The following is a 23,503-nucleotide window of genomic DNA, read 5'->3' as shown; positions in this document are numbered from 1 at the left end:
TTGGATAATCATTCCTTATCAAACATGCACTGGACTGCAACTCACCTCGATCGTACGTTTGGTCTCGCCACCACGAGAGAGGTTCCACCGCCATGACGTCAACCTTGCATTCCGAACCGGTTTCCGTTGTGCTGCAACGCTTGTTGTCAGCAGAAGAGGAGCACGACCCGCAGGCATTCGCCGATACCGGGGTGGACGGGTTCCCGGCCCACCTCAGCGCCGGGCAACGCGCGGAGCTGTTCAAGGACGTGTACATGTCCGTGTCATCCGAGGGCGGCGCGCTGCTATATCTGCTGGCACGCGCCACCGGCGCCCGCACCGTCGTCGAGTACGGCACCTCGTTCGGCGTCTCCACCATCCACCTGGCCAGCGCCGTGCGCGACAACGGCGGCGGCACGGTCATCGGCACCGAGCTGCAACACGACAAAGCCGTTGCGGCTCAACGCAACTTCGTCGAGGCCGGAGTGTCCGACCTGATCGACCTGCGCGCCGGCGACGCTCTCGAGACACTCGTCGACGTGCCAGAGGTCGTCGATCTGGTCTTGCTGGACGGCTGGCCGGACTTGGCGTTGCCGGTGCTCCGACTGCTGGAGCCGTCACTGCGCCCGGGATCGCTAATTCTGGTCGACGACGTCGACATGGATTGGGGCAGTGACGTTCACGGCCCGCTGCTGGCTCACCTCGGAGACCCCGAGAACGGATATCTGTCGGTCAAGCTCCCGGTGGGCGACGGCATCCAGGCCTGCATCCGGCTCGGCTGACCGTGGGTCAGTTGCGGATGCCGCGGTAGATGCCCCTTCGGACGATCAGCGGTTGCAGCACCCGGTCGACCGACCACGCCGGGAATCGGAAGGCCCGACCACCTGGGGCGAAGACCTCCAACCCGTCGGGCTGGGGTCCCAGCACCGAACCCCAACGCCGCTTTGGTGCCCGGTAGGTGCGCAGGGGTTGGCCGGCGAAGTCCGCTCGAATGTTGTGGGCCAGCAGGCCGTCGGCCCGGTTGCGGGCCGAACTGCGCAGCGGGTCAGTGGCGGCGACGTCGCCGACGGCGAAGACACCTGGCCGTCCTGGCACGCGGAGATCGGGCGTCACGCGGACGAATCCGTTGTCATCGGTCATGTCCGACGGCAACCAGCCGGTGTTGGGGGTTACCCGGCCGATCGCCCACAGCACCGCGTCCGCGGCGGCGGACGGCTGCCCGGTGCTCCACTGCACCGCCCCGCTGGTGATCTCGTCACACGCGAAACCGTCTGGCACGACGGCCCGGTGGCCTCCGTGCACGTCCACTCCGACGTCGCGAAGCCGACGCTGAACGTGACTCCAAACCCTGGGATGGTGTGCGGGCAGCGGGCGGTCGCCCGGGTGGTACAGGTCGACGCGCTTGTCCGGCCACGTCCGTGCGACGTTGGCGGCGCTGCTGACTGCCGCCGCGCCACCGCCGATCACGACGACGGACTCGGCTCGGGCGATGCGGTCGTGCGCGGCGCGCAGGTCGGCGTCGACGTCGGCTGCGGTCTGAAGCGTCGGGCGGCGCCAGAAGCCGTTCGTCACGCCGGTCGAAATCACCAGCGCGTCATAGTCTTCGGTTCCCGACGTGCCGTCGTCGCGGTCGAGGAAGACGCGGCGGGCGACGGGGTCGACGCCGGTGAGCGTGCCCTGCACGGTACGCACCCCGTCCAGCCCTCGGAACCTGTCGAACCCGATCACGTAGTCGCGCGCCCAGTCGTCGGGCCGGCTCAGCCGCAGGCCCAGTTCCTGACCGCTGACCAGCGCTGGTTTGGCCGAGATGCCGACGACGTCGACGTGGGGTGCCAGTCGGATCGCGGTGAGGATGCCGCTGTCGCCGAGTCCGGCGACGACGACGCGCTTCCTGGTCACCGCACCGCCTTGGGTGGCCATGGCACGAACCGCGAGACCCGTACCACCACGCCCTGATAGGCGGGGCGCCGCTCGAGGCTGCGCGTCTCCATCATGGGGATGCTGGCGCCGAGGAACATCGCCAGGATCGCGACCGCACCGAGGACCAGCCACCACGCGTCGGCGGGCGCCGCCGCGATGCCGAACAGGGCGACGGCGAGCCAGAAGCTGAACTCCCCGAAGTAGTTTGGATGCCGCGACCAACTCCACAGGCCACGGTCCATCACGTCCCCCGGTTGGCGCTGGCGCACGAAGCGGTGCATCTGGACGTCGGCCACCAGTTCCAGGGCGACCGCGGCGAGCCCGACGACGAACGCCAACCAACCGAGCCATGCGAGACCCGGGCCGGGCCGGGTGACGGCGACGTATGCCGGCACCATGGCGAGGAACACCTGGCACGTCGGGATCAGGTGGATGGCGACCAGGTCGGCAACCGGCTCGAGGCGGCCCGCGCGCTGCTTGAACATCGGGTAACGCCAGTCCTCGTGGTGAAGACCAGGGAAGGCGTAGACCCAGTTGGCCGTCAGACGAATCGCCCAGAGCACCACCACGATCGAGATGAGCCAGCAGCGCAGCTGGTCGACGCCCGGCCCGGCCTGACTCCACCAGTAGAACAGCAGCAGCGGCGGGATGACGCTCCAGTAGGCGTCGTAGAAGCTGGAGTTCCGGTAGGCCCGACTGAACGCGAAGATCACGACGGTGGCGAGCAGGTCGGCCACGAAGGTGTCCAACCAGAGCTGACCGGTGCGGGGTCCCCACGCCAACCAGGCCGCACCGACACCGATGGCGATGACGTAGGCGACGGTGACGATCGCCAGTGATCGGGTCTTACTCATTGGCCCCTCGGGTTCCGGGAGAGCCAAAAATGTAACACGTTCTAGTTGTCGCCTTCGTCGTTCTGGCACTCTCGAAGACGTGGACGACACCTCGGCGCCGGAGTACGAAGACCCGTTCGACGTGGCAATAGACGAGGCGGTGAACTCGCTGCCCGCCGAACTCCTTGCCGCGATGGGCAACGTCGAGATCGTCGTCGAAGACGAGCCTCCCGACGGACAACGATTGCTCGGCCTGTACCAAGGTGTCCCACTGACGCGACGGACCAGCGCGTACAGCGGAGTCCTTCCCGACAAGATCAGCATCTTCCGAGGTCCGCTCGTGCGCCTCTTCGCCGCCGACCCGGACCGGCTACACCGCGAGATCAAGCACGTCGTGCTTCACGAGATCGCTCATCACTTCGGCATCAGCGACGAGCGGCTCGTCGAACTCGACCGCTACTGAGGCTTCGGCATCGGCGCCGGCGCGTCCCCGTCGCCGTTTCGCGGGTTCGACCGTCGGGTAAGCGATGGGCGAGGCGCTCAGCCCAGCGCGCCGCCATTCGCAGTCCGATCGATGAGGTACTTGCATGTCGAACAACGACAGGTCCATCAGCACAAATCAGGATGTCGTCGCATTCCTGACCGAGCAGCACGAGGCCATCAAGCGACTGTTCGTCGAGACGTTGGACGCGGCCGACGCTGCGACACAACAGAAGTCGTTCGACGCCCTGCGCACGATGCTCGCCGTCCACGAAACTGCCGAGGAGATGATGGTGCACCCGCGGGTGCGCCGCAAGGTCGACGGCGGCGACGCGATCGTCGACGCTCGGCTCGCGGAGGAGCACGATTCCAAGGTCGCGCTCGCCGAGATCGAGAACCTCGAGTGCGGCACCGCCGAGTTCAGCAAGGCGCTGATCCACCTGCAAGCCGCGGTCCTGCAGCACGCCGAGAAGGAGGAGACCGAGGAGTTCCCACGCCTCGAAGAGGAACTCGACGCCAAGGAGCTGAAGAAGCTGACCGACGCGGTCGTGTTCGCCGAACGGATCGCACCAACGCACCCGCACCCCGGCGTCGAGTCGGGTGCCGTCAACTTCGCGGTGGGCCCGTTCGCGTCGCTGCTCGACCGGGCTCGCGACGCGCTCAAGGGCTCCGCGGCCTAACCCCGCCGCCGACTGCACGCATGTTTGCGGACGCTCTCGCGATTCGTGTTCAACATGCGTGCGGTCGGCGGAACGGCCCCCCGGTGTCGGTTGACGGGTGTCGACTTCTATCGTGACTAGATGAGCAATGTTGCTGATTCCGATCGGGTCGCCGATCTGGCGAGGGCGGTCGTAGCAGACCACGACCCGAGATCCGTCCCCGTGACCGAATTCCTCGGCGCCTGTTACGACGCCGGACTCTCCTGGGTGCACTTTCCCGAAGGACTTGGCGGACTTGGCCTTTCGCGCGGAAACCAGGCGATCGCGGACCGCATTCTGCAGGGTGGCGGCGGGCCGGTGCCGCTGGGGCTGAACCCGATGGGTTACGGCATGGCGGCGCCGACCATCCGCGAGCACGCCCTGTCCGACGAGGTCAAGAAGTCCTGGCTACGGCCGTTGGCCACCACCGAGGACATCTGGTGTCAGCTGTTCTCCGAGCCGGGCGCCGGCTCCGACTTGGCCGGCCTCGCCACCTCCGCGGTGCGCGACGGTGACGACTGGGTGATCAACGGACAGAAGGTGTGGACCAGCCTCGCCCACCGGGCGCGGTGGGGGCTACTGCTGGCGCGCACCAACCCCGACGTCCCAAAGCACAAGGGCCTCACGTACTTCGTCGTCGACATGCACTCCCCCGGCGTCGAGACGCGACCGCTGCGCCAGCTCACCGGCCAAGCCGAGTTCAACGAGGTGTACTTCACCGACGCGCGCATCCCCGACGCCCACCGTCTCGGCGAGGTCGGCAACGGGTGGGGCGTCGCGATGACGACCCTGATGAACGAGCGCAGCGCACTCGGCGGCAGCGGCAGCCGACGCGGCGCGGGCACCATCTCCGAGGCGGTCTCGCTGTGGGCCGCCCGCCCGGAACGTCAGACGCCCGTCCTGCGCGACCGGCTGACCCAGCTGTGGCTCCGGTCGGAGGCACAGCGCCTGACGTCGGAGCGGTCCCGGGTCTCGGCGACCGTCGGTGGGCCGGGTCCCGAGGGTTCGATCGGCAAGCTGGTCGGCGCCGAACTGAACCAGCAGATCTACCAATTCTGCATGGATCTGCTTGGGCCCGAAGGCATTTTGTATCACGGTTACTCGAAACCGGCGGCCGAGCGGGAGGATTCCGACTGGCGCGGTCCCATCCAGCAGCGACATCTGCGCAGTCGCGCCAACACCATCGAAGGCGGCACGTCCGACGTGATGCGCAACATTCTTGGCGAGCGGGTCCTCGGCCTGCCCGGTGACCTGCGTGCCGATGCCGGCATGCCGTGGAAGGAGATTCCCCGTGGCTAAGACGGCTGATGTGGCTGAGACGCTTGCGAACGAACCCCGCGCGGAGTTCATGTTCACCGACGAACAGCAGCAGTTGCTGTCGGCGGTCCGCCGGTTCGCGGCCGAGAACTTCGACGAGACGACGGTGCGTCGGCTCATGGAGTCCGACCCGCCCTTCGACCCGAGGGCGTGGAACCGTCTTGGCGGCGAGCTCGGCGTCCTCGGCCTGTCGGTGTCCGAGGCCGACGGCGGCGTTGGCGGCACGCTCGTCGACCAGGCCGTCGCCGTCGAGGAACTCGGCGCGGCGCTGGCCTGCGGACCGATCTTTGGCACCGTCTACCTTGCCATTCCCGCACTGGTCGCCGCCTCCGCGGGGCCGCGGCGCGACGAGCTGTTGACCGAGCTGGTCGAGGGCCGCAGGACGGCGGCGTTCGCAGTGCCCGACCGCGCCGGCGCCGTTGACGCGTCCCTCGTCGACGTGACGGCGACCCCCTCGGGTGACGATTGGACGCTGACCGGAACCGTCCACGGCGTGGTGGACGCCGGTGCGGCCGACGACCTGCTGGTCGCCGCAATCGGCCCCGACGGTGTCGGCCTGTTCGCGGTCGACGCCGCCGGCGCGGGCGTGGAACGGACCCATCAGCTGACCGTCGACCAGACCCGACCGCAGGCAGTGGTGACGCTCTCCGCGACGCCGGCTCACCTAGTGGCAGGCCCCGACGACGCTGAGCGGGTGATCGACCACGCCTTCCAGGTGGCGTCGGCGCTGCTGGCCGTCGAACAGGTCGGCGCGGCTCAGCACATGCTCGACGTCGCAGTGCAGTACGCCAAGGAGCGGCTTCAGTTCGGCAGGCCGATCGGCTCCTTCCAGGCCGTCAAGCACCGGTTGGCCGACATGATGGTCGACCTCGAGCACGCCCGGTCGACGGCCTATCACGCGGTGTGGGCGCTGACCGAGGGCTCGGACGATCCGGCGCTGGCCGCAAGCATTGCCCAGGCGACGTGTTCGGCGGCGTTCAGCCGGATCGCCGCGGACGCGATCCAAACGCTCGGCGGCATTGGGTTCACCTGGGAGCACCAGGCGCATCTGTACTTCAAGCGGGCGATCGTCGACGCCGCGCTGCTCGGCAGTGCCGAGGAGCACCGGTCGCGGGTGGCCGAACTGGTTCTCGACACCGCGTCGGCCGAAAGGCCACCGCGCGTCGCCGACGGGACCCGCGGCTAGCGTCGAGACTGCGTCCAGGGTCGTAAAACGTTCGCAACAACGACCGTCAGCGCAGTCTCACGCCGACCACACCCGCGGCTAGCGGGACAGCTCCGCCCAGATCGTCGCCAGCAGTCCCCTGCCGTCGACGTGTGAGACCGTCGCCTCGCCGCGGCCCATGGATTGCCCAACCGCGTTCTGCATCAAGCCGTTCCAGCCAGGGATCCCGACGTCGGGCAGGCCCGCCAAGAGCGCCCTCTCCCGTTGGTCCATGACCTCAGTCAACGCGCGCACCGCGGGACGATCAACCGATTTTCCGGCGGCGGCGGTCTCACCACAGCGCGCGGTAGTTCCACAGCGCCCCTGCGACGAGCACCACGCCGACGCCGAAGAACAGGATCCGCACGGTCACCGGCCCGAAGCGGGTGGTCGCCCGAACGATGTTGCGCTGTGCGCGCCTGGCCCGAATCGTCCGTCTCGTCGAGAGCGCCAGCACCAGCAGTGACGGCAGCAGCGCCACCGAGCAGTACGCGACCACGATCAGCGGCCACGTCGACGGCAGCGGGTCGCGCGCCGACAGCATCGTCAACGACGTCAGGTACGGCACCGACGTCGCGGACTGACCGAAGCCGATGACGATTCCGACGATCGCGAAGAGCCAGGGATTGCGCCGGGTCAGGTTCAGTGCCCACAGCGGCGGGGTGGGGCGGGCGGAGCCCGACAGGCTGGCCACCGCGATCAGCACCACGCCCAGCACCAGCTGACCCCAGTACCGCAGCGTCGGCGTCACCTCGAGGTCGACGCGGTCGGTGAGGAAGTTCAGGCCGAGCACGGTGAGCACACCGAACGTCGAGGTCGCCGCGAACACTCCCCCGATGAAGCTCAGCCCGCCGGGAAGCGCCGACCTGCGGCTGAGCCTGCTGTCGTAGACGACCGCCGAGGTCACTCCCAGGTTCAGGACGTTCAACGAGTCGAGGAGCGCGAAGCCCAGCAGCGGTAGAAGTAGTCCCAGCATGTCGTGACGAACCTACGGGACGTGGCTGGGCGGCGCCCCAGGGCGTGAACGTGGTCCTTTCGGGTACCCCTTATCGCGACCTGTCTCTCGAAAGGACCCATGACTGCCGCACGATCGCATCTCGACCAGTCCGACTTGGCCGAAGCCCAGCACATCGTGAAGGCAGTGGCCGACGCGTTCTCGGCGAAGGTCGTCGGGCAACATCACCTGCGCGAATCGATGCTGATCGGCGTTCTCGCCGGCGGCCATTTGCTGGTGGAGAGCGTGCCGGGGCTGGCAAAGACGACCGCCGCCAGGGTCGTCGCCGAAGCGGTTGGCGGTGAGTTCAAGCGCATCCAGTGCACGCCGGACCTGCTGCCCAGCGACATCATCGGCACCCAGATCTACGAGGCCGCGACCAATTCCTTCGTCACCCGGCTTGGCCCCGTGCACGCCAACATCGTGCTGCTCGACGAGATCAACCGGTCGAGCGCGAAGACCCAGAGCGCGATGCTGGAGGCCATGGAGGAGCGTCAGACCACCATCGCCGGCGTCGTGTACCCGATCCCCGAGCCGTTTCTGGTGATCGCCACCCAGAATCCGGTCGACCAGGAGGGCACGTATCCGCTGTCGGAGGCTCAGACCGACCGCTTCATGCTCAAGGAAGTCGTCGACTACCCGTCGATCGACGACGAGGTCGAGGTCATCGCCAGGATGGACTCGGGCCTCTACGACAAGGACCACCGCACCGTGCCCGTGGTCAGCCTCGACGACGTGCGCCGCGTCCGGCAGCTGGTGGCGTCGGTCCACATGGACCGCGCCCTGATCCAGTACGCCAGTCATCTGGTCGGCGTCACCCGTGATCCCGAGGCGCACCTCTCCCCCGGCATCGCGCGGCTCATCGAGTACGGCGCCAGCCCCCGCGCCACCATCGCGTTCTGCCGCACGGCCAGGGCGCTGGCCGTTCTGCGCGGGCGGACCCACGTCCTACCCGACGACGTCGCGAAGCTGGCTCACCGCGTGTTGCGGCACCGGCTGATCCTGGGGTTCGAGGCGGCCAGCGCCCGCGTTACGCCGGACGTGGTGATCGACGCGGTCCTGCAGGCAGTGCGGGTGCCGTGAGTGGGAGTCCATCTGGACCGCGCCAGGGCGCACTTCGGACGTGACGGCAACGGCCTACTCGAGGGCGGCCGGTACGCGCTGGTGCACACGCGCAGCCTTGAGTTCGACGACCTTCGCCCCTACGTGCAGGGCGACGACGTGCGGGACATCGACTGGAAGGCGTCGGCCCGTTCGGGTCAGGTGCTGATCAAGCGCTTCGTCACCGAGAAGCACCACAAGATCATGGTGGTCGCCGACGCGGGGCGGAACATGACGGCGGCCGCGCCGTCGGGTGAGCTCAAGCGGGACGTGGCCGCCAACGTCATCGGCGCCATGGGTTTGATCACGTTGAGGAGGTCCGACGAGATCGGCATGGTGTTCGGCGATGCCCGCGGATCGGTCGACGTTCGACTGCGGCGCGGCGAGACTCACGTCGAGCACATGTTGCACCGATTCCACCATCACGTTGGCACCGGACCGGCGTCGAGTCATGTTCTCACCCAATTGGATTGGGTGGCGCGGCATCAGCGTCGCCCGCTGTTGATCGTTGTGGTGTCCGACGAGCCCGACGTCGACGACCGGCTCGACGGCGCGCTCACCCGGCTCACCGCCCGGCACGACGTGATGTGGGCGATGGTGTCGGACATGCCCGCGATCGGTTCGGACGAGGACGACGGTTTCGACGTGGCCGACGGTCACTTCGTCTTCGGTGGAGCCGCCCTCGGTCAGGGGGTGGTCGACGCCTATCGCCGCGCTGAAGAGCAACGCCGCGAACGACTCTCGGAGTTCATGGTCGGACACGGCATACCGCACACCGTGATCGGCGGTAGCGCGGCCATCCGCACCCGGCTGACCGCGATGACCGAGGTGTACGCCCGTGCCGGATGACCTGTTGCGCCACGTGATCGGTCCGACGTCGTATTCGTCGCTGTGGCTCTGGCTTGCGATCGCGCTGTCGGTGCTCCTCGTCGGGTGGTACGCCGGCGTGTATCTGTTCACCATGCCTCGCAAGCGACTGGGAACCGTGCCGCTGGTCGGGGCCGCCAGGGACCGGATGATCCGGTACCGCGCCGCGCGGACGGTGCGTGCCATCGGTGACCGCTACCGGGCGGGCGAGCTGCCCGCCGGGGCCGCAGGAGAAGCCGTCAGTCGCGAAGTGCGTCGATTCCTGCACCAGGTGACCGGTGTGCGCGCGGAGTTCATGCAGCTCGACGGCATCGAACGCAGCGAGATCGCCCCGGCGGCACCGCTGTTGACGAACCTGGTCGACATCCGATTCAACCCGGAGTCGACGTTGGACGTGGGTCTGGTCAGTCGGGACGCCGAGGAGCTGATCCGGTCATGGGCCTGACGTGGATGCTGGTCGTCATCGTCGGCTGCGTCGCCCTCGCGGTCTGCATCGCGGCGGTGGTGCTGCGACCGATGCGTGCCGAGCGGCGGCGGCTGCGACCGCTGGCCAACTCACGACGCCTCACGTTGCTGCCGGAGTACACGCGGGCCGTCCGCGCCAGGACGATCGCGGCAGTGGTGACGATCGTGCTGCTCGCGGCGATGTTCGCCGGATCGGTGATCGTCGCCGCCCGCCCCACCGGATTGCCAACGGCGGCAACTCAGTACGGTGGCGGCGACCCGGAGGACGTCATGCTCTGCATCGGCGCGCCCCCGGCGGATCCGGCGGTCAACGCGGCGCTGGGCTACTTCGCCAATCAGGTCGACACCTTCGGCACGCAGCGCATCGGCATGACGTCGTCGAACCGCCGGGTGATCCCGCTGACGCGCGACTATCAATACGCGAAGCAGACGCTGTCGGACTACGCCAGGCCCGCCGACCAACGCGGCGACGTGGCGGCGTTCTCGGCCCCGGTGTCCTACGTGGACTACTCCGTCAACCTCGACGATCTGCTGACGCTGTGCCTGACCGGGTTCCCGGACTTCGATCAGACCACGGCGCAACGCCGTTCGTTGATCTACGTCGGGCCCGACACGTCGCCGCCCGGTGGCCCGGCGTTGTTCACCCCCGACCGGTTGCGCGACCTCGCGATCACCGGTGGCGTGCAGCTGAATGCCGTGGTCACCGGGCAGGATTCGGGTGGACTCGCGTCGCTGGCCGGCGACACCGGCGGACGCGCCCTCCCCGCGGGTCCGAGTGTGACTTCGAGCCTCGACGACATTCGCGATCATCCACCGGCCGCCAGGTTCAGTGAGGAGGCCGACGGTGCGACCGCCCCCGAGACTCCAGACGTTCCCGTGCTCATCGCGCTCGCGGCGGCGGTGGCGTTGGCCGGATGGCCCATGGTGCAGCGCCGATGACCTTCCAACCCGCGTTACCGCCGTTGCTGCTGGCCGCCGTCGCCGCGATCATCCTGGTTGCCCGCATCGCAACCCTTCGCCGACTCCCCTCGGCCGCCCGCAGCAGGGGGACCCTGTGGCGATGGACGGGTCTCACGGCCGCGGCGCTCCTGCTCGTCGCAAGCGCTGCCCGGCCCGTGCTCGGCCCGTCGACGGCCAGCACCCGTGTCGCAGATTCACAGGCCCCCAACGTCTTCCTCGTCGTCGACCGGTCCCCCGACATGAGCGTCGGCGACGGACCCGACGGGTCGTCGAGGATGACCGCGGCGCGGGCCGACGTCGCCGAACTGCTCGACCGGTACCCCGACGCCCGCGTCGCCGTCATCTCCTTCGCGAGCCGGGCGGCGTTGGATTGGCCCCTGTCGGCGGACACCTGGAGCCTGCGCCCGGTGGCGTCGGTGCTGGCGCCCTATCCGGTGAGCCCCGACGCCGTCACCGCAACCAACGCGGGGGCGGCCGGAAACATGTTGCGTTATCAGCTGATTGGAGCGGTCCAGCAGTATCCGCGGGCGAAGAATCTGGTGTTCTACCTCGGCGCTGGCGCCGCCGAGGCGGCGTTGCCGCCGCGCGACTTCAACCTGCCCGAGGGCTCGGTCGACGGCGGGGCGGTGCTCGGCTACGGCACGGCAGCGGGTGGATCGATTCCCGGCACGGACGTCACAGGGTCTCCGGTGGACGAAGCGACGCTGCGCGGCGTCGCCGATCAGATCGGCGTCCCGTACGCGCTGCGGAGCGGCGCCGACGACCTGGCCTCGGTGCTGCCCGCCGACCCCACCGGTGACGACCCGGCCACGGCCGGCAGCAGGACCGCGAGCCGCACGGAGCTCTACTGGGCTCCGGCGGCGCTGGCTGCGGTGCTGGTGCTCCTCGAGCTCTACCACGTGCTTCGCGAGTTTCGCAGGACGCGGCTGACCAATGTGGGCGTGACCGGATGAGCCAAAGGCGTTGGTGGCAGCGGAGTTCGCTGCGCGTGCGATTGCTGGTGGTGTCCGCGCCGGTGTCGCTCGTCGTGGTCGTCGCGCTGCTGAAGCTGTGGACCGTCGTCGTCGCCGGCGGGTCGGTCGCCACCGACTTCGCCGAGCGGAACACCGACGCCCTTGGTCGCGACGTGGCGACGCTGAGCACGCTCGACGTCGTCGAGCCAGTCCGAACCCGTTTCGCCGCAGGCACTCTCGCCATACTGGAAGACCGCCTCCCCGACGCCGACGGGCAGTTCACCGCGGCCCTGACGCAGACCGGGCAGGCGCAGTCGTGTCCGGTGCGAGTCAACCTCGAACTGGTCAGGGAGACCCTCGGCGACCGGGCGGCCGAGAAGTTCGACGGTTCGGCCATCGGGTGGTACCGCAACGCGTTGGCCGTCGTCGACGAGGCACCCGACGGCTGCTTCACGGGCAGTACCGACGCCGACCCCGACCGTCGCGCCGTGCTCGAGGCGACCGTGGCCCGCCTCAACGCCAAGATCGACGCCGTCTCGGTGCCTCCCCCGCCGCCCCCGCCCCCACCGCCGGTGGCACCGCCACCGCCACCGCCACCGGCGTCGGCCCCCGGGACGACGGAGCCCGACGCGCAGCTGCGGCTCAACCCCGGCCTCGGTGACCCCCTGGACCGGCTGCAGCAGATCCTGCGCGACGCGGCGGCCCAGAACGGCGGCTAGCCCCTACGCGCTCTACCCTCGTGGGGTGGCATCGGTATTGACGGTCAACCGCACCCAGCAGGACCCCGGCGGGCCCAAGACGGGAATCGACAAACGTCCGACGACCGAGGCGGTCGCGGTCCGGGCGCCTGGTCCGATGCGGGGCGGTCTCGGCAGCGGCATCGTCGGCGACGTGATCGGCAACCGCAAGCTTCACGGCGGTGACGACCAGGCCGTCTACGCCTACGCCCGTGAGGATCTGGACACCTGGGCAGCGCACCTGGACCGCGAACTGACCAACGGCATGTTCGGAGAGAACCTGACCACGACGGGCGTCGACGTCACCGGAGCGGTGGTCGGCGAGCGGTGGCGGGTCGGCACCGACGGCGTGCTTCTGGAGGTGACCAGCCCACGGACGCCGTGCAAGACGTTCGCCGCCCGACTCGGGGTCGACGGCTGGATCAAGACCTTCGCCCGTGGCGGCACCCCGGGTGCCTACCTGCGCGTGATCGAACCGGGAACGGTGTCCGGAGGGGATCGCGTCGACGTGGTCGAGCGGCCGTCCCACGGCGTCACCGTCGGCGTGGTCTACCGCGCGCTGCTGCTCGAGAAGGACCTGTTGCCGGAGATCTTGGTGGCGGACGCGCTGCCGGAGGACATCAAGGCGCTGGCGCGCAAGCGCGCGGCGGCCACGTAGTCGGCCCATGAAAAGGAGGGGCACCCGTTTCCGGGTGCCCCTCCTTGGTCGACGGTCGTCTAGCGGCCGTTGCCCACGATCGCGGCCGGCGGCCGGTTCACCTGCTGCTGGATGTCGTTGACCCACTGGTGATGATCGATGCCGGCGGAGTATCCAACCTGAGCCGGGTTGGCGACGGGTGCCGCGGCGGCGGGCCCAGCCAGCCCGACGAGGGCGGCGGCGAATGCGGTGGCGGCGACGGTGGCAAATCCGAACTTCTTCACGGGTTGAGCCCTTCTTCCTAGATCCTCTTGGTGTGCTGATGGCTACAACAGCCAGTTCAGCGATCTAATTCCGGTGGCGGAAATTGACCGTCGGATGGCAGAAACTCGCCAATCCGAAAAGTGCATAGCCGATCTAGCAAACGGTTGCGCGTTCGAGGCAACAGCAGCCGTGTGGGCTGTCGCCGGGGGTCGCGCAATGATGGTGGTCGTGACCACACGACTCGGCGTGATCTTCCGCCCGGACTTCCACCCACACGGCCTGCGAGGCGTCGCGACCGCGGCGGAGGCGGCAGGAGTGGACGAATTGTGGCTGTGGGAAGACTGCTTTCAGCAGGGCGGCATCGCCCAGGTCGCCGTCGCCCTCGCTTCCACGGAGCGACTCAAGGTCGGCATCGGCTTGATTCCGGCTCCGCTGCGCAACGTCACCACGGCCGCCATGGAATTCGCCACGTTGGACGCGATGTTCCCAGAGCGGACCCGCGTCGCCGTCGGCCACGGTGTGCAGAGCTGGATGCGGCAGGCGGGCGCCGCCGTCGACTCTCCTCTGACCCTGCTGCGCGAGTACGTGACCGCGCTGAGGGCGCTTCTGAGCGGCGAGGAAGTCACCACCGACGGTCGCTACGTGCGGTTGTCGAAGGTGCGCCTGGACTTCCCGCGTGCGATCCCGTACCCGATCCTGATCGGCGGCACCGGGCCGAAGACGCTGCGGTTGGCCGGTGAGATCGCCGACGGGGTCCTGCTCGACAGCAGGTACGCCACCCACACGGTTGGCGAGGCGCTGGGCCACGTCGCCGATGGTCGGGCCGACGCGGGCGGCCGCCCCTTCAGCACATCGCTCTTCCTGGCCTGCGCCCCTGGCGACGGTGCGCAGGGACGGCTGGCCGAGGAGGCGGCGCGCCAGGAAGTACCCACCGGGGGCGTGTTCGGGGTGGGCGGAACGGCCAGCCAGATCGGCGACGGGCTGGCGCCCTACCTGGCCGCCGGCGTGGACGCCGTCGCACTGCAGCCGCTGGACTCGGCCGACCAGATGGCCGAATTCATCGCAACGGCGGGCGAGGTGCGCGCACTCACCTCGTGACGGTCATCAGCGGTTGCGGTGAATGATGATGAACTCGGGCCACTGCTGCTGCTGCACCACGGGGGCGTTCGCGGTGATCTGACTGTTTCCCGGGGACACGCACTGTGTCGCGGAGCCGACGTCGGTGCAGCTGAGCGGCGCCGCAGCCGCTGCGGGTGCCATGGCGATCGCGAGGGCTGAGCCCCCTGCCACGGCAAGTGGGGTCAAGTAACGGGCTGTGAAGTGCATGAGCACATCCTTCGAGCCGCTTTCGCGGCAGTCGTCTTCCATCCAACAACTGTGGGAACGACATTGGCGCGCAGGCCATTCCGTTGGGCCGTGCCGCTGTGGCATCCAACACAATGGAAATGAATCCAGGGCGGTGCAGGTTCAACCCTTTAGACCGGCGCGAAGGAAAGTCCGAGCCGGATGAGCGTCCGAATCGCGGCAAGCAGGCCACGATCCGAACACGTTCCAGATGAAGGGATGACCATCATGAAGAAGATGCAGAAGTTTGGCTTTGCCACGATCATCGCCGGTGGACTCGCCGCCAGCGCCCTTGGACTCTCGGGTGCCGCGCAGGCCGACATCGACCACCACGCGTTCATCAACGACATCACGCAAGATGTCTACGTGCCGCACGTCGACACGACGGTGCACCAGAGCCGCTAAAGCAGATCACGAAGAAGGGGCATCCGCATCGCGGGTGCCCCTTCTTCGTGCGCTATGACTGGGTGATGGCGTCGATCGCGCGGTAGATCCGCTGCTCGCTCACCGGTCTCGCGGTGCCGAGCTGCTGCGCCCACAGACTCACCCGAAACTCCTCGATCAGGCGCGCGACGTCCCGCACGTCGTCGGCCCCGGCTCGGGCGGGCGAAAGTGCCGCGACGAGTTCGTCGTACGCGTCCTGCAGTTGGTGAACCCGGCCCATCCGCTCGCGATCGGCGGCCAGGCCCTGCGGTAGCCGTTCGAGCCGGCGGCCGACGGCGGTCAGGTAGCGGGCCAGGTCGAGCAGGTGCGTAGCCCCGGTGGCGACGACGAAGCCCTTGGGGAGCAACGCCGCCAGTTGCGCGCGGATGTCTGCGACCGCGTCGGCGTGGGCGGGTGGCGGCGTGGCGGGTATGGCGACCTGCAGCTCGTGCAGTGCCGCCAGCACGCGTTCGACCCGGTTGAGGACGTCACGCGTGGTGGGAGCGATGGACGCGGCGACCCGGTCCCGCAGCGCGGTGAACTCGGCGCGGCTCCACACCGGTTTCGGCGCGAGCGCGGCCACGGCGGCGTCGGCGCAGTCGTCGAGCAGCGCGGCCAGCGAGCCGTCCGGATTGCTGCCGAGCACCAGTCGCTTTCGGGTGTCCAGCTGCTTCTCGAGAGCCTTCGTCGGCGACGGCGTCGACAGGCGCAGCAGTCGGCGGGTCCCCTGTCCGGCGGCGGCGGTCTGCTCGGCGGCGGTGGCGAACACCCTCACGTCGACTGTGGTTCCGTTGTCGACCAGGGCCGGGTAGCCGCGCACCGCGCGCCCACCGCCTGCCGTCTCCACCACGCGCGGGAGTTCGGCAAGGTCGTCGGGCCAGGCGCGCAGGCCGGTGCGTTCGAGCTTGCCTGCGAAGGCCTCGGCGACGGCGTCGCGGACCGGCGCCGCAAGCCGTTCCTGCAGCGCCTCGAGATCCTTTCCGCGGGCCAGCTCGGTGCCGTCGCCAGCCTCGACGGCGAACGTCACCCGCAGATGGTCGGGTATCTTCCCCAGGTCGAAGGCGTCGACGGGGACCAGGACGCCGGTCCGGCGGCGCAACTCTTGCTGCAGCGCGTCCAGCAGCGACCCGGCGCCGGGGTCAAGCGATCCGACGACGGCCCGTGCGGTGTCCGGGGCGGGAACGAAGTTGCGCCGCAAGTCCTTTGGCAGCGACTTGATCAGCGATGTGACCAGCTCTTCGCGCAATGCCGGTACGTGCCAACCGAATTCGTCTCCGCCGAGGCGGGCCAGCACCTCGACCGGGACGTGCACGGTGACGCCGTCGTCCTCCCGGCCGGGTTCGAAGCGGTAGGTCAGCGGCAACGACAGGTCGTCGGCCTCCCAGGTGTCGGGCTGGTCCGCGTCGGCGTCGTTGCGCAGCAGGTCGTCGCGAGTGAAGGTCAGCAGGTCCGGCGTCCGGTGGCGCTGCTTCTTCCACCAGCCGTCGAAGTGCCGCGCCGACACCACCTCTGCCGGCACCCTGGCGTCGTAGAGCGCGTAGACCTCGTCGTCGTCGACCAGCAGGTCCCGACGACGGGCGCGCTCCTCCAGCTCGGCGAGCTCCTCACGCAACTTGGTGTTGTCGCGGTAGAAGTGGTGCCGGGTCTGCCAGTCGCCCTCGACGAGGGCGTGGCGGATGAACATGTCCCTGGCGACCACCGGGTCGACCTGCGCGTAGCCGATGCGTCGGTGCGCCACCAACGGAAGTCCGTAGAGGGTGACGCGTTCGTAGCCCATCACCGCGCCGCGCTTGGCGTCCCAGTGCGGCTCGCTGTAGGTGCGCTGCACCAGATCACCGGCGACGCGCTCGACGACCTCGGGTTCGACGCGCGCCGCGGTCCTGCCGAACAGTCGGCTGGTCTCCACCAGTTCGGCGACGACGACCCAGCGCGGAGGCTTCTTCGTCAACACCGAACCGGGCGCGAGCACGAACTTCGAGTTGCGCGCCCCGGCGTAGTCCCTGCCGTCGCCTTCGCGTAAACCGATGTGCGACAACAATCCCGCCAGGAGCGCGGCGTGCACGCGCGCCGGATCGGCGGGTTCCTGGTCGTCGCTTTCGCGGATGCCGAGGTCGCGGGCGATGCTCCGCAGCTGCCCGGCGAGGTCCTGCCACTCCCGGATGCGCAGGTAGTGCAGATACTCCGTGCGACACATTCGCCGGAAGGCACTGCCCGACAACGACTTTCGCTGATCCCCGAGATATCGCCACAGGTTGAGGTAGGAACTGAAGTCGGAGAACTCGTCGGCGAACCGGGCATGCTTCTGCCGAGCGGCCTCCTCGTGGTCGGACGGCCGCTCCCGTGGGTCGGGTATCGACAGGGCCGCCGCCAGCACCAGCACCTCGCGAACGCACTCTTCGGCCTCCGCCGCCAGGATCATCCGGCCAACCCTCGGATCGAGCGGAAGCTTGGCGAGCCGGCGACCGAGCTCGGTGATGGCGCCCTCGCCGTCGAAGGCGCCGAGCTCGCGCAGCAGCTGCACGCCGTCGCGGATGCTGCGTGCGTCCGGCGGATCCAAGAACGGGAAGTTCTCGATGTCGCCAAGACCCAGGGCGGCCATCTGCAGGATGACGGCGGCGAGGTTGGTGCGCAGGATCTCGGGATCGGTGTACCGGGGCCGCAGCTCGAAGTCGGCTTCGGAGTACAGCCGGATGCACACGCCGGGCGCGGTGCGGCCCGAGCGGCCCGCCCGCTGCGCGGCCGACGCCTGCGAGATGGGCTCGATCGGCAGCCGCTGCACCTTGGTGCGGCGGCTGTACCGCGAGATGCGGGCCGTCCCGGGGTCGACGACGTAGCGGATGCCCGGGACTGTCAGCGACGTCTCGGCGACGTTGGTGGCCAACACGATTCGGCGTGCCGACCGGCCGGGCTGGAAGACCTTCTGCTGCTCGGCCGTCGGCAATCTGGCGTAGAGCGGCAGCACCTCGGTGTTGGGATTGAGCGCCTCGCGCAGCGCCTCCGCGGTGTCGCGGATCTCGCGCTCGCCGGACAGGAACACCAGCACGTCGCCGCGCGGCTCGGACTCCAGTTCGCGAACGGCGTCGATGATTGCCTCGGTCTGGTCGCGGACCGCGGTGCGGATCACGTCCTGGTCGGGATCGTCGGGATCGTCCTCGTCGGCAGCCTCCACGGGGAGTTCCAGTGGGCGGTAACGGATTTCGACGGGATACGTGCGGCCGGACACCTCGACGATGGGCGCAGCGCCCCCGGCACCGCCGCTGGAACCCTGTCCGCCTCCGGCGAAGTGAGCGGCAAACCGGCCCGGCTCGATCGTCGCCGACGTCACGATGACCTTCAGATCGGGCCGCTGCGGCAACAACTCCCGCAGATAGCCGAGCAGGAAGTCGATGTTGAGGCTGCGCTCGTGGGCCTCGTCGAGGATCAGCGTGTCGTAGCGCAGCAACCGGCGGTCGCGCTGGATCTCGGCGAGCAGGATGCCGTCGGTCATCAGCTTGACGAGCGTGCGGTCGCTCGCATGGTCGTTGAACCGGACGGTGTAGCCGACGGCCTCGCCGAGGGGGACGCGCAGTTCGTCGGCGATCCGCTGGCCGACGGTGCGGGCGGCCAGCCTGCGCGGCTGGGTGTGGCCGATGGTGCCCCGGATGCCGCGCCCCAGCTCCAGGCAGATCTTCGGCAGCTGGGTGGTCTTGCCCGACCCGGTCTCGCCGGCGACGACGACAACCTGGTGGTCGCGGATGGCGGCAGCGATGTCATGGCGCTTCTCGCTGACCGGCAGATCGGGGTAGGAGATCTCCGGCACGGCCGCCAGCCGGGTCGCGACGAGGGCTTCCGCCGTCGTGAACTGGGCGGCCAGCTTCGCCAGGGTCTCCGGGTTGCCTCCGCTGCCCCGGAGCCGTCGCCGCAGCCGGTCGGCGTCGCGGATCGTCAGGCCGTCGAGCCGCGCACGCAATTCACGCAATTCGTCGCCGGACACTCGGTCAACGATAGGCGGTCGGGGACGGACTCTCAGCGGCGCCAGAAGTCGTACTCGTCGCGGCCAGGGCGGAAGCCGGCCGCCTCGACGACGTCCACGGCCACCTCGAACTTGTCCCCGACCCGGACGGGCACGTGCGCGTCGCTCCCGAAGGACACCGCACCGCCGCCCTCCTCGTACCACCACCGCATCAGGGCTGCCGACGCGAGCGGGCTCGAGGTGTTGATTTCCAGCGGCCGGTCGGAGCTGGCCAGCGCGCGGAACACCGTCCGGTACTCCTCCTCGAAGTCCGCCTCGCGGTACTGCCCCTCGCGGGCCGCCGGCCAGTAGCGCCGCGGGTAGTCGCAGTGGGCCAGGACCTCGAATATGTTGGACCCCTCGACCAGGCGCAGCAGCTCGGCGAAGTAGGCCCGCACGACCTCGGCGGCTGGCCACGACCGGAACACGTGGTTGGCGTAGACGAGCTTGCCGTCGTGCACGATCGAGTGCAGCGAACCGAGCACGCGGTCGAAGGAGCCCGATCGCAGGACCGCGGCGACGCTGCCCGCGAACAGGTGCGGCTCGCCGGCCTCGATCCCGGACAGGATGCGCAGCTCGGGGAACTCGTGGCGGCACCGCTCGATGCTGGCCAGGTACTCGTCGACGTCGACGGGAAGCACCCGCTTGCGCGTGCCCACCTGCGCGTCGACCGGCGGGTGGTCGTGATCGCCCCAGTCGGTGAAGTCGACGTGTTCGGTGAAGGACACCGCGGGCAATCCGATCTCGACGGCGCGGCGACAGGTGTTCACCATGGAGGCTTCGGGGCCGGTGTCCCAGGAGAACTCCGTGTGCACGTGGTTGTCGGAGGGAAGAGTCACTAAGCCCGTCACGAAGAACACAGTGGCATGGTCGGCGGGCCTGGGTATGAACGAGTGATGGCTCCGAACCGAATCGCACCGACGGTGGTCGCGGTTCTGCTGACCGTGCTGACGGCCTCGGCCTGCGTCGACGCCCCGACTGCGCCCATCGCGCCGGAGCCGTCGGCGGCCGCGGCCCTGCCTGCACCCGGGGCGGCTCCCGGGTCCGGACCGCGGTACGTGGCGATGGGCGACTCGGCCGCCGCGGCTCCGCTGGTGCCCGACCAGGCCGAACCGGTTGGCTGCCTCAAGTCGACCAACGACTACCCGTCGGTGCTGGCCCGCCGCATCGGGGCGGCGTCGTTCGCCGACGTGACGTGCAGCGGGGCGCGCACCGAGGACCTCGTCTCACGCTCCCAGCCCACCCGCTCCGGTCCGGTGCCGCCCCAACTCGACGCGGTGACGGCCGACACCCAGTTGGTGACCGTGACGATCGGTGGCAACGACGTCGACCTGCCGAAGATCGCGGCCACGTGTCGACGGACCAGCCTGGACATCCCGCCCTGCTCGTCGGACCTGGTGGTCGACGGCGTCGACCAGATCTCGGAGTCCATCGACGCCAATGCCGACGACTGGTCCGACCTCGTCGACGAGATCCGCGAGAAGGCACCCGCCGCCAGGGTGATCCTGGTCGGCTACGGCACCTACGTCCGGCCAGAGGGATGCTTTCCCGCCGAGCCCATCAACCCGGTCGACGCCGCGTACTTCCAGGCCAAGGTCGACGAGTTGGACGGCCGCCTCCGCGAGGTGGCCGCCGACCGGGGCGTCGAGTTCTTCGACGCCCGGCCGCTGTCGGTCGGACGCGACATCTGCGCGGCCCCGCAGGACCGCTACGTCGAGGGGTTCGCACCCGTCAGCCCGGCGGCTCCGCTGCACCCCAACGGGGCGGGTGCCCTGGCGATGGGGTCTGCCCTGGCGGACTACGTCGCCGCGGGCGGGTGAGTCAGCGGTCGGGTGACCAGTAGTCGAGCATCTCGGCGAAGGTGTCGAACGCGGGCCGCGAGACGCCGTAGGTGGCCTCGAAGTGAATGCTCAGGGGGAAGCCGAGGTCGGCGACGCCGTCGAGCACGCGCTTGTAGAGGTCGAGCAGCAGCTTGCGCTTGACGGTGGGGTCGGCGGCCGCCAACTCCTTGACGAAGGCCTGTTCAGCGGCGACGGCGGCGTTGCCAGGATCCTGGATCAGCCAGTTGACCAGCCCGACGTTGGTCTCCATCTTCGGGACGAACCCGAACGACAGCAGAATCTCGGGGCGGTGGTCCGTGGTCTTGGCGAAGTCGGTGAGGAAGCCGACGATCGTGTCGGAGTAGAGCAACTGCGTCATCCCGTAGGTTGCGCCCTGGTCGCACTTGAAGTTGAAGCGACCGTGTTCGCCAACGCGAGTGGGAATCAGGATCGCGCCACGGTTGGGGACGACGTCGTGGTAGATCGACAGGGCGTCGGTGGGAGCGACGCCCGCACCGTCGCCGTCGGCCATCGTGCGCGGAACGCCGACGAAGGCGATGCCGTCGAAACCGGCGTTCAGCAGCTCGCCGAGGCGCTGTTCGAGTGCGGGCTGGTCGAGGAAGGACGTGACCTGCGTGCACAGTCCGTTCATCGCCGGCAGCTCGGGCTTGATGATCGACCAGTATTCGAGGACGTCCAGCTTTGGCTTCATCTCGATGGGACGGTCGCCGTCCTCCTCGATCATGCCGGGGATCATGACGTGCCGGATGCGACCCTCGATGCCGGCGTCCTTGGCCAGCTGCAGCACCTTGTGGGCTTCGTCGACGGCGTAGGCCGCGCCGCGGTCGACGTTGGGCGGGACGAGTTCCAGTGCGATGGTGTTGAGGGCCAAGGGACTGCTCCAATTCACATCATCGAAATCACGTCGGGTGGCATGCCGGAATGAGTGACGCTCCGTTGCGCATGACCCGATATTTGCGGGCCGTCGGGACGACACCCTACCGATTCGTCCCGGAGGGGCGGACTTCACACCAACCCGCACCCGACTAAGTTAGGCAATGCTAGCCTTGCCAAATGCGGATTTTCAGTCGCGCTCTACGCGCACCTCGTGCCCTGACCCTCGCCTCCACGGTCCTCGTCGGGGCCGCCCTCGTCGCGGGGTGTGGCAGCTCGTCCACCCCTAGCGAGACGACCTCCTCGGCCGCTGCAGCCGCGGACACCGTCACCGTGTCGCACAAGTTCGGCGAGACCAAGATCCCCGCCGACCCGAAGCGCGTCGTCACCGCAGGCTGGATCGACCAGGACTTCGTCCTGTCCCTCGGCATCGTGCCGGTCGGCAGTCGCGGCGGCTACTTCGAGAACTACGACAGCTTCCCGTGGGTGCAGAAGGAGACGGGAGGCAAGGGCGTGCCCGCCATCGAAGGCGACTCCATCAACTTCGAGGGCATCGCGGCGGCCAAGCCCGACGTCATCTTCGCCATCAACGAGACCGTCGACCAGAAGACCTACGACCGGCTCTCGCAGATCGCCCCCACCGTGGTGCAGTCCGCCGACTACCCGGACGAGGAAACTCCGTGGAACGTGCAGCTCATGACGACCGGCAAGGCGCTCGGCCGTGAAGAGCAGGCGCAGAAACTGGTCGACCAGGTCAACGCCAAGTTCGACGAGGCCAAGGCCGCTCACCCCGAGTTCGCCGGCAAGAAGCTCGTCTCCGACTTCACCTCAGAAGCCAACGCGCACTACGTGATTGGCAAGGGCGACCCGCGCAACGCGATCTTCGACGGCCTCGGGCTCGACACGGGCGACACCATCGGCGACGTCTCCGAGGAGAAGCTGAACGTACTCGACGGCGAAGCGCTGTTCGTCAACGGCCTCAGCAAGGAACAGATGGCCGACGTCCCGGCGTTCCAGCGACTCAACGTCGTTCGCGAGGGCCGGACGCTGTATGCGGGTTCGGACTCCGCACTCAGCGGGGCCATTGCCTTCGGTGGACCCAACGCCATGATGTACGCGCTGGATCTCCTCGTCCCCCAGCTCGGCAACGCCTACACGGGCAAGCCGGTCGAGGACCTCTCCAACGCCTAATTTTCCTCTGCGCGAGCAGTCTGGCGGGACACTTCCTTGCGCGAGCAGACGTAAATAGCCCTGAATCTCACCGATTCAGGGCCATTTACGTCTGCTCGGCGTCAGCTGACAGCAATGCGACGAGGCCGCCCGGGCCGGTAACGACCGGGTCGCCGTCGACGAGCACCGCCAGGTCGAGTGTCCACCCAGGCCGCGTGGTGAGGTCTCGGTTGGATCGCACGCGGGCAATCCGATCGCGTTCGACCTCCTCCGGCGTCAAGCCCTCGAGCCACTTCACGAAGTGCTCGTCACCCTCCGGCAGGATCGCCCCGGGCTGGGCGGCACGCCGCGCCAGGAGCCCCACGTGCGAATCGGTGGGCACCTGAAGTCGCGCGCCCTCGACGTCGATGCGTAGCGCCTGGTAGGTCACGGCACGATTCTCGCCCCTCCCC

At 68.8% G+C, this 23,503-nt stretch carries 26 protein-coding genes; 16 read left to right on the top strand and 10 right to left on the bottom strand.

The annotated features are described in order from the left end of the window. Positions 1-92: 92 nt before the first annotated feature. On the top strand, positions 93-761 hold the full coding sequence (locus B1790_RS27475) for an O-methyltransferase (RefSeq protein ID WP_079926456.1): 669 nt from the start codon (positions 93-95) through the stop codon (positions 759-761). 7 nt (positions 762-768) lie between these two features. On the opposite strand, the gene B1790_RS27470 is transcribed toward B1790_RS27475, so the two are convergent. Together B1790_RS27470 and B1790_RS27465 are read right to left on the bottom strand one after the other, a co-directional pair. Then, on the bottom strand, positions 769-1,878 hold the full coding sequence (locus B1790_RS27470; protein ID WP_079926469.1) for an FAD-dependent oxidoreductase: 1,110 nt from the start codon (positions 1,876-1,878) through the stop codon (positions 769-771). After that, positions 1,875-2,753, bottom strand: coding sequence for a DUF1295 domain-containing protein (locus B1790_RS27465; protein WP_079926455.1), 879 nt, complete (start codon positions 2,751-2,753; stop codon positions 1,875-1,877). The genes B1790_RS27470 and B1790_RS27465 overlap by 4 nt, the downstream gene beginning before the upstream one ends. Positions 2,754-2,832: 79 nt before the next feature. Here B1790_RS27465 and B1790_RS27460 point away from each other — a divergent pair, with 79 nt between their 5' ends. From B1790_RS27460 to B1790_RS27445, 4 genes are all read left to right on the top strand, one after another. After that, positions 2,833-3,195 (top strand): metallopeptidase family protein, encoded by a 363-nt coding sequence (locus B1790_RS27460; RefSeq protein WP_079926454.1) that lies wholly within the window; start codon positions 2,833-2,835, stop codon positions 3,193-3,195. Between the two features lie 124 nt (positions 3,196-3,319). Further along, positions 3,320-3,892, top strand: a complete 573-nt coding sequence (locus B1790_RS27455; RefSeq protein ID WP_079926453.1) for a hemerythrin domain-containing protein — start codon at positions 3,320-3,322, stop codon at positions 3,890-3,892. Positions 3,893-4,012: 120 nt separating this feature from the next. Further along, the gene (locus B1790_RS27450; protein ID WP_079926452.1) at positions 4,013-5,209 is read left to right on the top strand and encodes an acyl-CoA dehydrogenase family protein; all 1,197 of its coding nucleotides are present in this window, start codon (positions 4,013-4,015) and stop codon (positions 5,207-5,209) included. A 49-nt stretch (positions 5,210-5,258) separates the two neighbouring features. Beyond that, a complete protein-coding gene (locus tag B1790_RS27445; RefSeq protein ID WP_233165344.1) occupies positions 5,259-6,413 on the top strand; it encodes an acyl-CoA dehydrogenase family protein in 1,155 nt (384 codons plus the stop codon). 78 nt (positions 6,414-6,491) lie between these two features. Here the strand turns inward: B1790_RS27445 and B1790_RS34815 are convergent, their stop codons facing one another. After that, positions 6,492-6,665, bottom strand: a complete 174-nt coding sequence (locus B1790_RS34815; RefSeq protein ID WP_158083883.1) for a hypothetical protein — start codon at positions 6,663-6,665, stop codon at positions 6,492-6,494. Between the two features lie 58 nt (positions 6,666-6,723). Continuing rightward, positions 6,724-7,407, bottom strand: a complete 684-nt coding sequence (locus B1790_RS27435) for a GAP family protein (protein WP_079926450.1) — start codon at positions 7,405-7,407, stop codon at positions 6,724-6,726. A gap of 99 nt (positions 7,408-7,506) precedes the next feature. On the opposite strand from B1790_RS27435, the gene B1790_RS27430 reads away from it, so the two are divergent. The 7 genes from B1790_RS27430 to B1790_RS27400 are packed head-to-tail and all read left to right on the top strand — an operon-like array spanning position 7,507 to position 13,166. Then, a complete protein-coding gene (locus B1790_RS27430) occupies positions 7,507-8,508 on the top strand; it encodes a MoxR family ATPase (protein WP_079926449.1) in 1,002 nt (333 codons plus the stop codon). Continuing rightward, positions 8,509-9,375: a DUF58 domain-containing protein gene (locus B1790_RS27425; RefSeq protein ID WP_079926448.1), complete on the top strand. Its 867-nt coding sequence runs from the start codon at positions 8,509-8,511 to the stop codon at positions 9,373-9,375. It abuts the gene before it with no gap. Further along, the gene (locus tag B1790_RS27420) at positions 9,365-9,838 is read left to right on the top strand and encodes a hypothetical protein (RefSeq protein ID WP_079926447.1); all 474 of its coding nucleotides are present in this window, start codon (positions 9,365-9,367) and stop codon (positions 9,836-9,838) included. Before B1790_RS27425 ends, B1790_RS27420 begins: the two co-directional genes overlap by 11 nt. Next, a complete protein-coding gene (locus B1790_RS27415) occupies positions 9,829-10,797 on the top strand; it encodes a hypothetical protein (RefSeq protein ID WP_079926446.1) in 969 nt (322 codons plus the stop codon). Before B1790_RS27420 ends, B1790_RS27415 begins: the two co-directional genes overlap by 10 nt. After that, positions 10,794-11,771 carry a VWA domain-containing protein gene (locus B1790_RS27410; protein WP_079926445.1) on the top strand — a complete coding sequence of 326 codons (978 nt, stop codon included), beginning with the start codon at positions 10,794-10,796 and terminating at the stop codon, positions 11,769-11,771. Before B1790_RS27415 ends, B1790_RS27410 begins: the two co-directional genes overlap by 4 nt. A 35-nt stretch (positions 11,772-11,806) precedes the next feature. Continuing rightward, a complete protein-coding gene (locus tag B1790_RS27405) occupies positions 11,807-12,490 on the top strand; it encodes a hypothetical protein (RefSeq protein WP_369832437.1) in 684 nt (227 codons plus the stop codon). A gap of 25 nt (positions 12,491-12,515) precedes the next feature. After that, entirely contained in the window at positions 12,516-13,166 is a 651-nt protein-coding gene (locus tag B1790_RS27400; protein ID WP_079926443.1) for an MOSC domain-containing protein, read from the top strand. Positions 13,167-13,225: 59 nt separating this feature from the next. Here the strand turns inward: B1790_RS27400 and B1790_RS27395 are convergent, their stop codons facing one another. Next, positions 13,226-13,429, bottom strand: a complete 204-nt coding sequence (locus tag B1790_RS27395) for a hypothetical protein (RefSeq protein WP_079926442.1) — start codon at positions 13,427-13,429, stop codon at positions 13,226-13,228. A gap of 208 nt (positions 13,430-13,637) precedes the next feature. Between B1790_RS27395 and B1790_RS35110 the strand changes: the two genes are divergently transcribed. After that, a complete protein-coding gene (locus B1790_RS35110) occupies positions 13,638-14,507 on the top strand; it encodes an LLM class flavin-dependent oxidoreductase (RefSeq protein WP_198952137.1) in 870 nt (289 codons plus the stop codon). A gap of 6 nt (positions 14,508-14,513) precedes the next feature. Here the strand turns inward: B1790_RS35110 and B1790_RS27385 are convergent, their stop codons facing one another. Beyond that, positions 14,514-14,735, bottom strand: coding sequence for a hypothetical protein (locus tag B1790_RS27385; protein WP_079926466.1), 222 nt, complete (start codon positions 14,733-14,735; stop codon positions 14,514-14,516). Positions 14,736-14,972: 237 nt separating this feature from the next. Between B1790_RS27385 and B1790_RS27380 the strand changes: the two genes are divergently transcribed. Next, a complete protein-coding gene (locus tag B1790_RS27380; protein WP_079926441.1) occupies positions 14,973-15,158 on the top strand; it encodes a hypothetical protein in 186 nt (61 codons plus the stop codon). A gap of 52 nt (positions 15,159-15,210) precedes the next feature. Here B1790_RS27380 and hrpA read toward each other — a convergent pair whose 3' ends face one another. After that, on the bottom strand, positions 15,211-19,149 hold the full coding sequence (gene hrpA, locus B1790_RS27375) for an ATP-dependent RNA helicase HrpA (protein ID WP_079926440.1): 3,939 nt from the start codon (positions 19,147-19,149) through the stop codon (positions 15,211-15,213). A gap of 32 nt (positions 19,150-19,181) precedes the next feature. Further along, positions 19,182-20,018: a PHP domain-containing protein gene (locus B1790_RS27370; RefSeq protein WP_198952136.1), complete on the bottom strand. Its 837-nt coding sequence runs from the start codon at positions 20,016-20,018 to the stop codon at positions 19,182-19,184. A 45-nt stretch (positions 20,019-20,063) separates the two neighbouring features. Between B1790_RS27370 and B1790_RS27365 the strand changes: the two genes are divergently transcribed. Then, the gene (locus B1790_RS27365) at positions 20,064-20,987 is read left to right on the top strand and encodes an SGNH/GDSL hydrolase family protein (protein WP_158083882.1); all 924 of its coding nucleotides are present in this window, start codon (positions 20,064-20,066) and stop codon (positions 20,985-20,987) included. Position 20,988: 1 nt separating this feature from the next. Here the strand turns inward: B1790_RS27365 and B1790_RS27360 are convergent, their stop codons facing one another. After that, a complete protein-coding gene (locus B1790_RS27360) occupies positions 20,989-21,879 on the bottom strand; it encodes a mycobacterial-type methylenetetrahydrofolate reductase (RefSeq protein WP_079926438.1) in 891 nt (296 codons plus the stop codon). A gap of 182 nt (positions 21,880-22,061) precedes the next feature. Between B1790_RS27360 and B1790_RS27355 the strand changes: the two genes are divergently transcribed. Beyond that, positions 22,062-23,072 carry an ABC transporter substrate-binding protein gene (locus tag B1790_RS27355; RefSeq protein ID WP_079926437.1) on the top strand — a complete coding sequence of 337 codons (1,011 nt, stop codon included), beginning with the start codon at positions 22,062-22,064 and terminating at the stop codon, positions 23,070-23,072. Positions 23,073-23,157: 85 nt separating this feature from the next. On the opposite strand, the gene B1790_RS27350 is transcribed toward B1790_RS27355, so the two are convergent. After that, positions 23,158-23,481 carry a hypothetical protein gene (locus B1790_RS27350; RefSeq protein WP_079926436.1) on the bottom strand — a complete coding sequence of 108 codons (324 nt, stop codon included), beginning with the start codon at positions 23,479-23,481 and terminating at the stop codon, positions 23,158-23,160. Between the last annotated feature and the right edge of the window lie 22 nt (positions 23,482-23,503).

This window comes from Mycobacterium sp. AT1 (assembly GCF_002043095.1).
Taxonomy (GTDB): Bacteria; Actinomycetota; Actinomycetes; order Mycobacteriales; family Mycobacteriaceae; genus Mycobacterium.
This window is presented reverse-complemented; position numbering and strand designations above follow the sequence as displayed.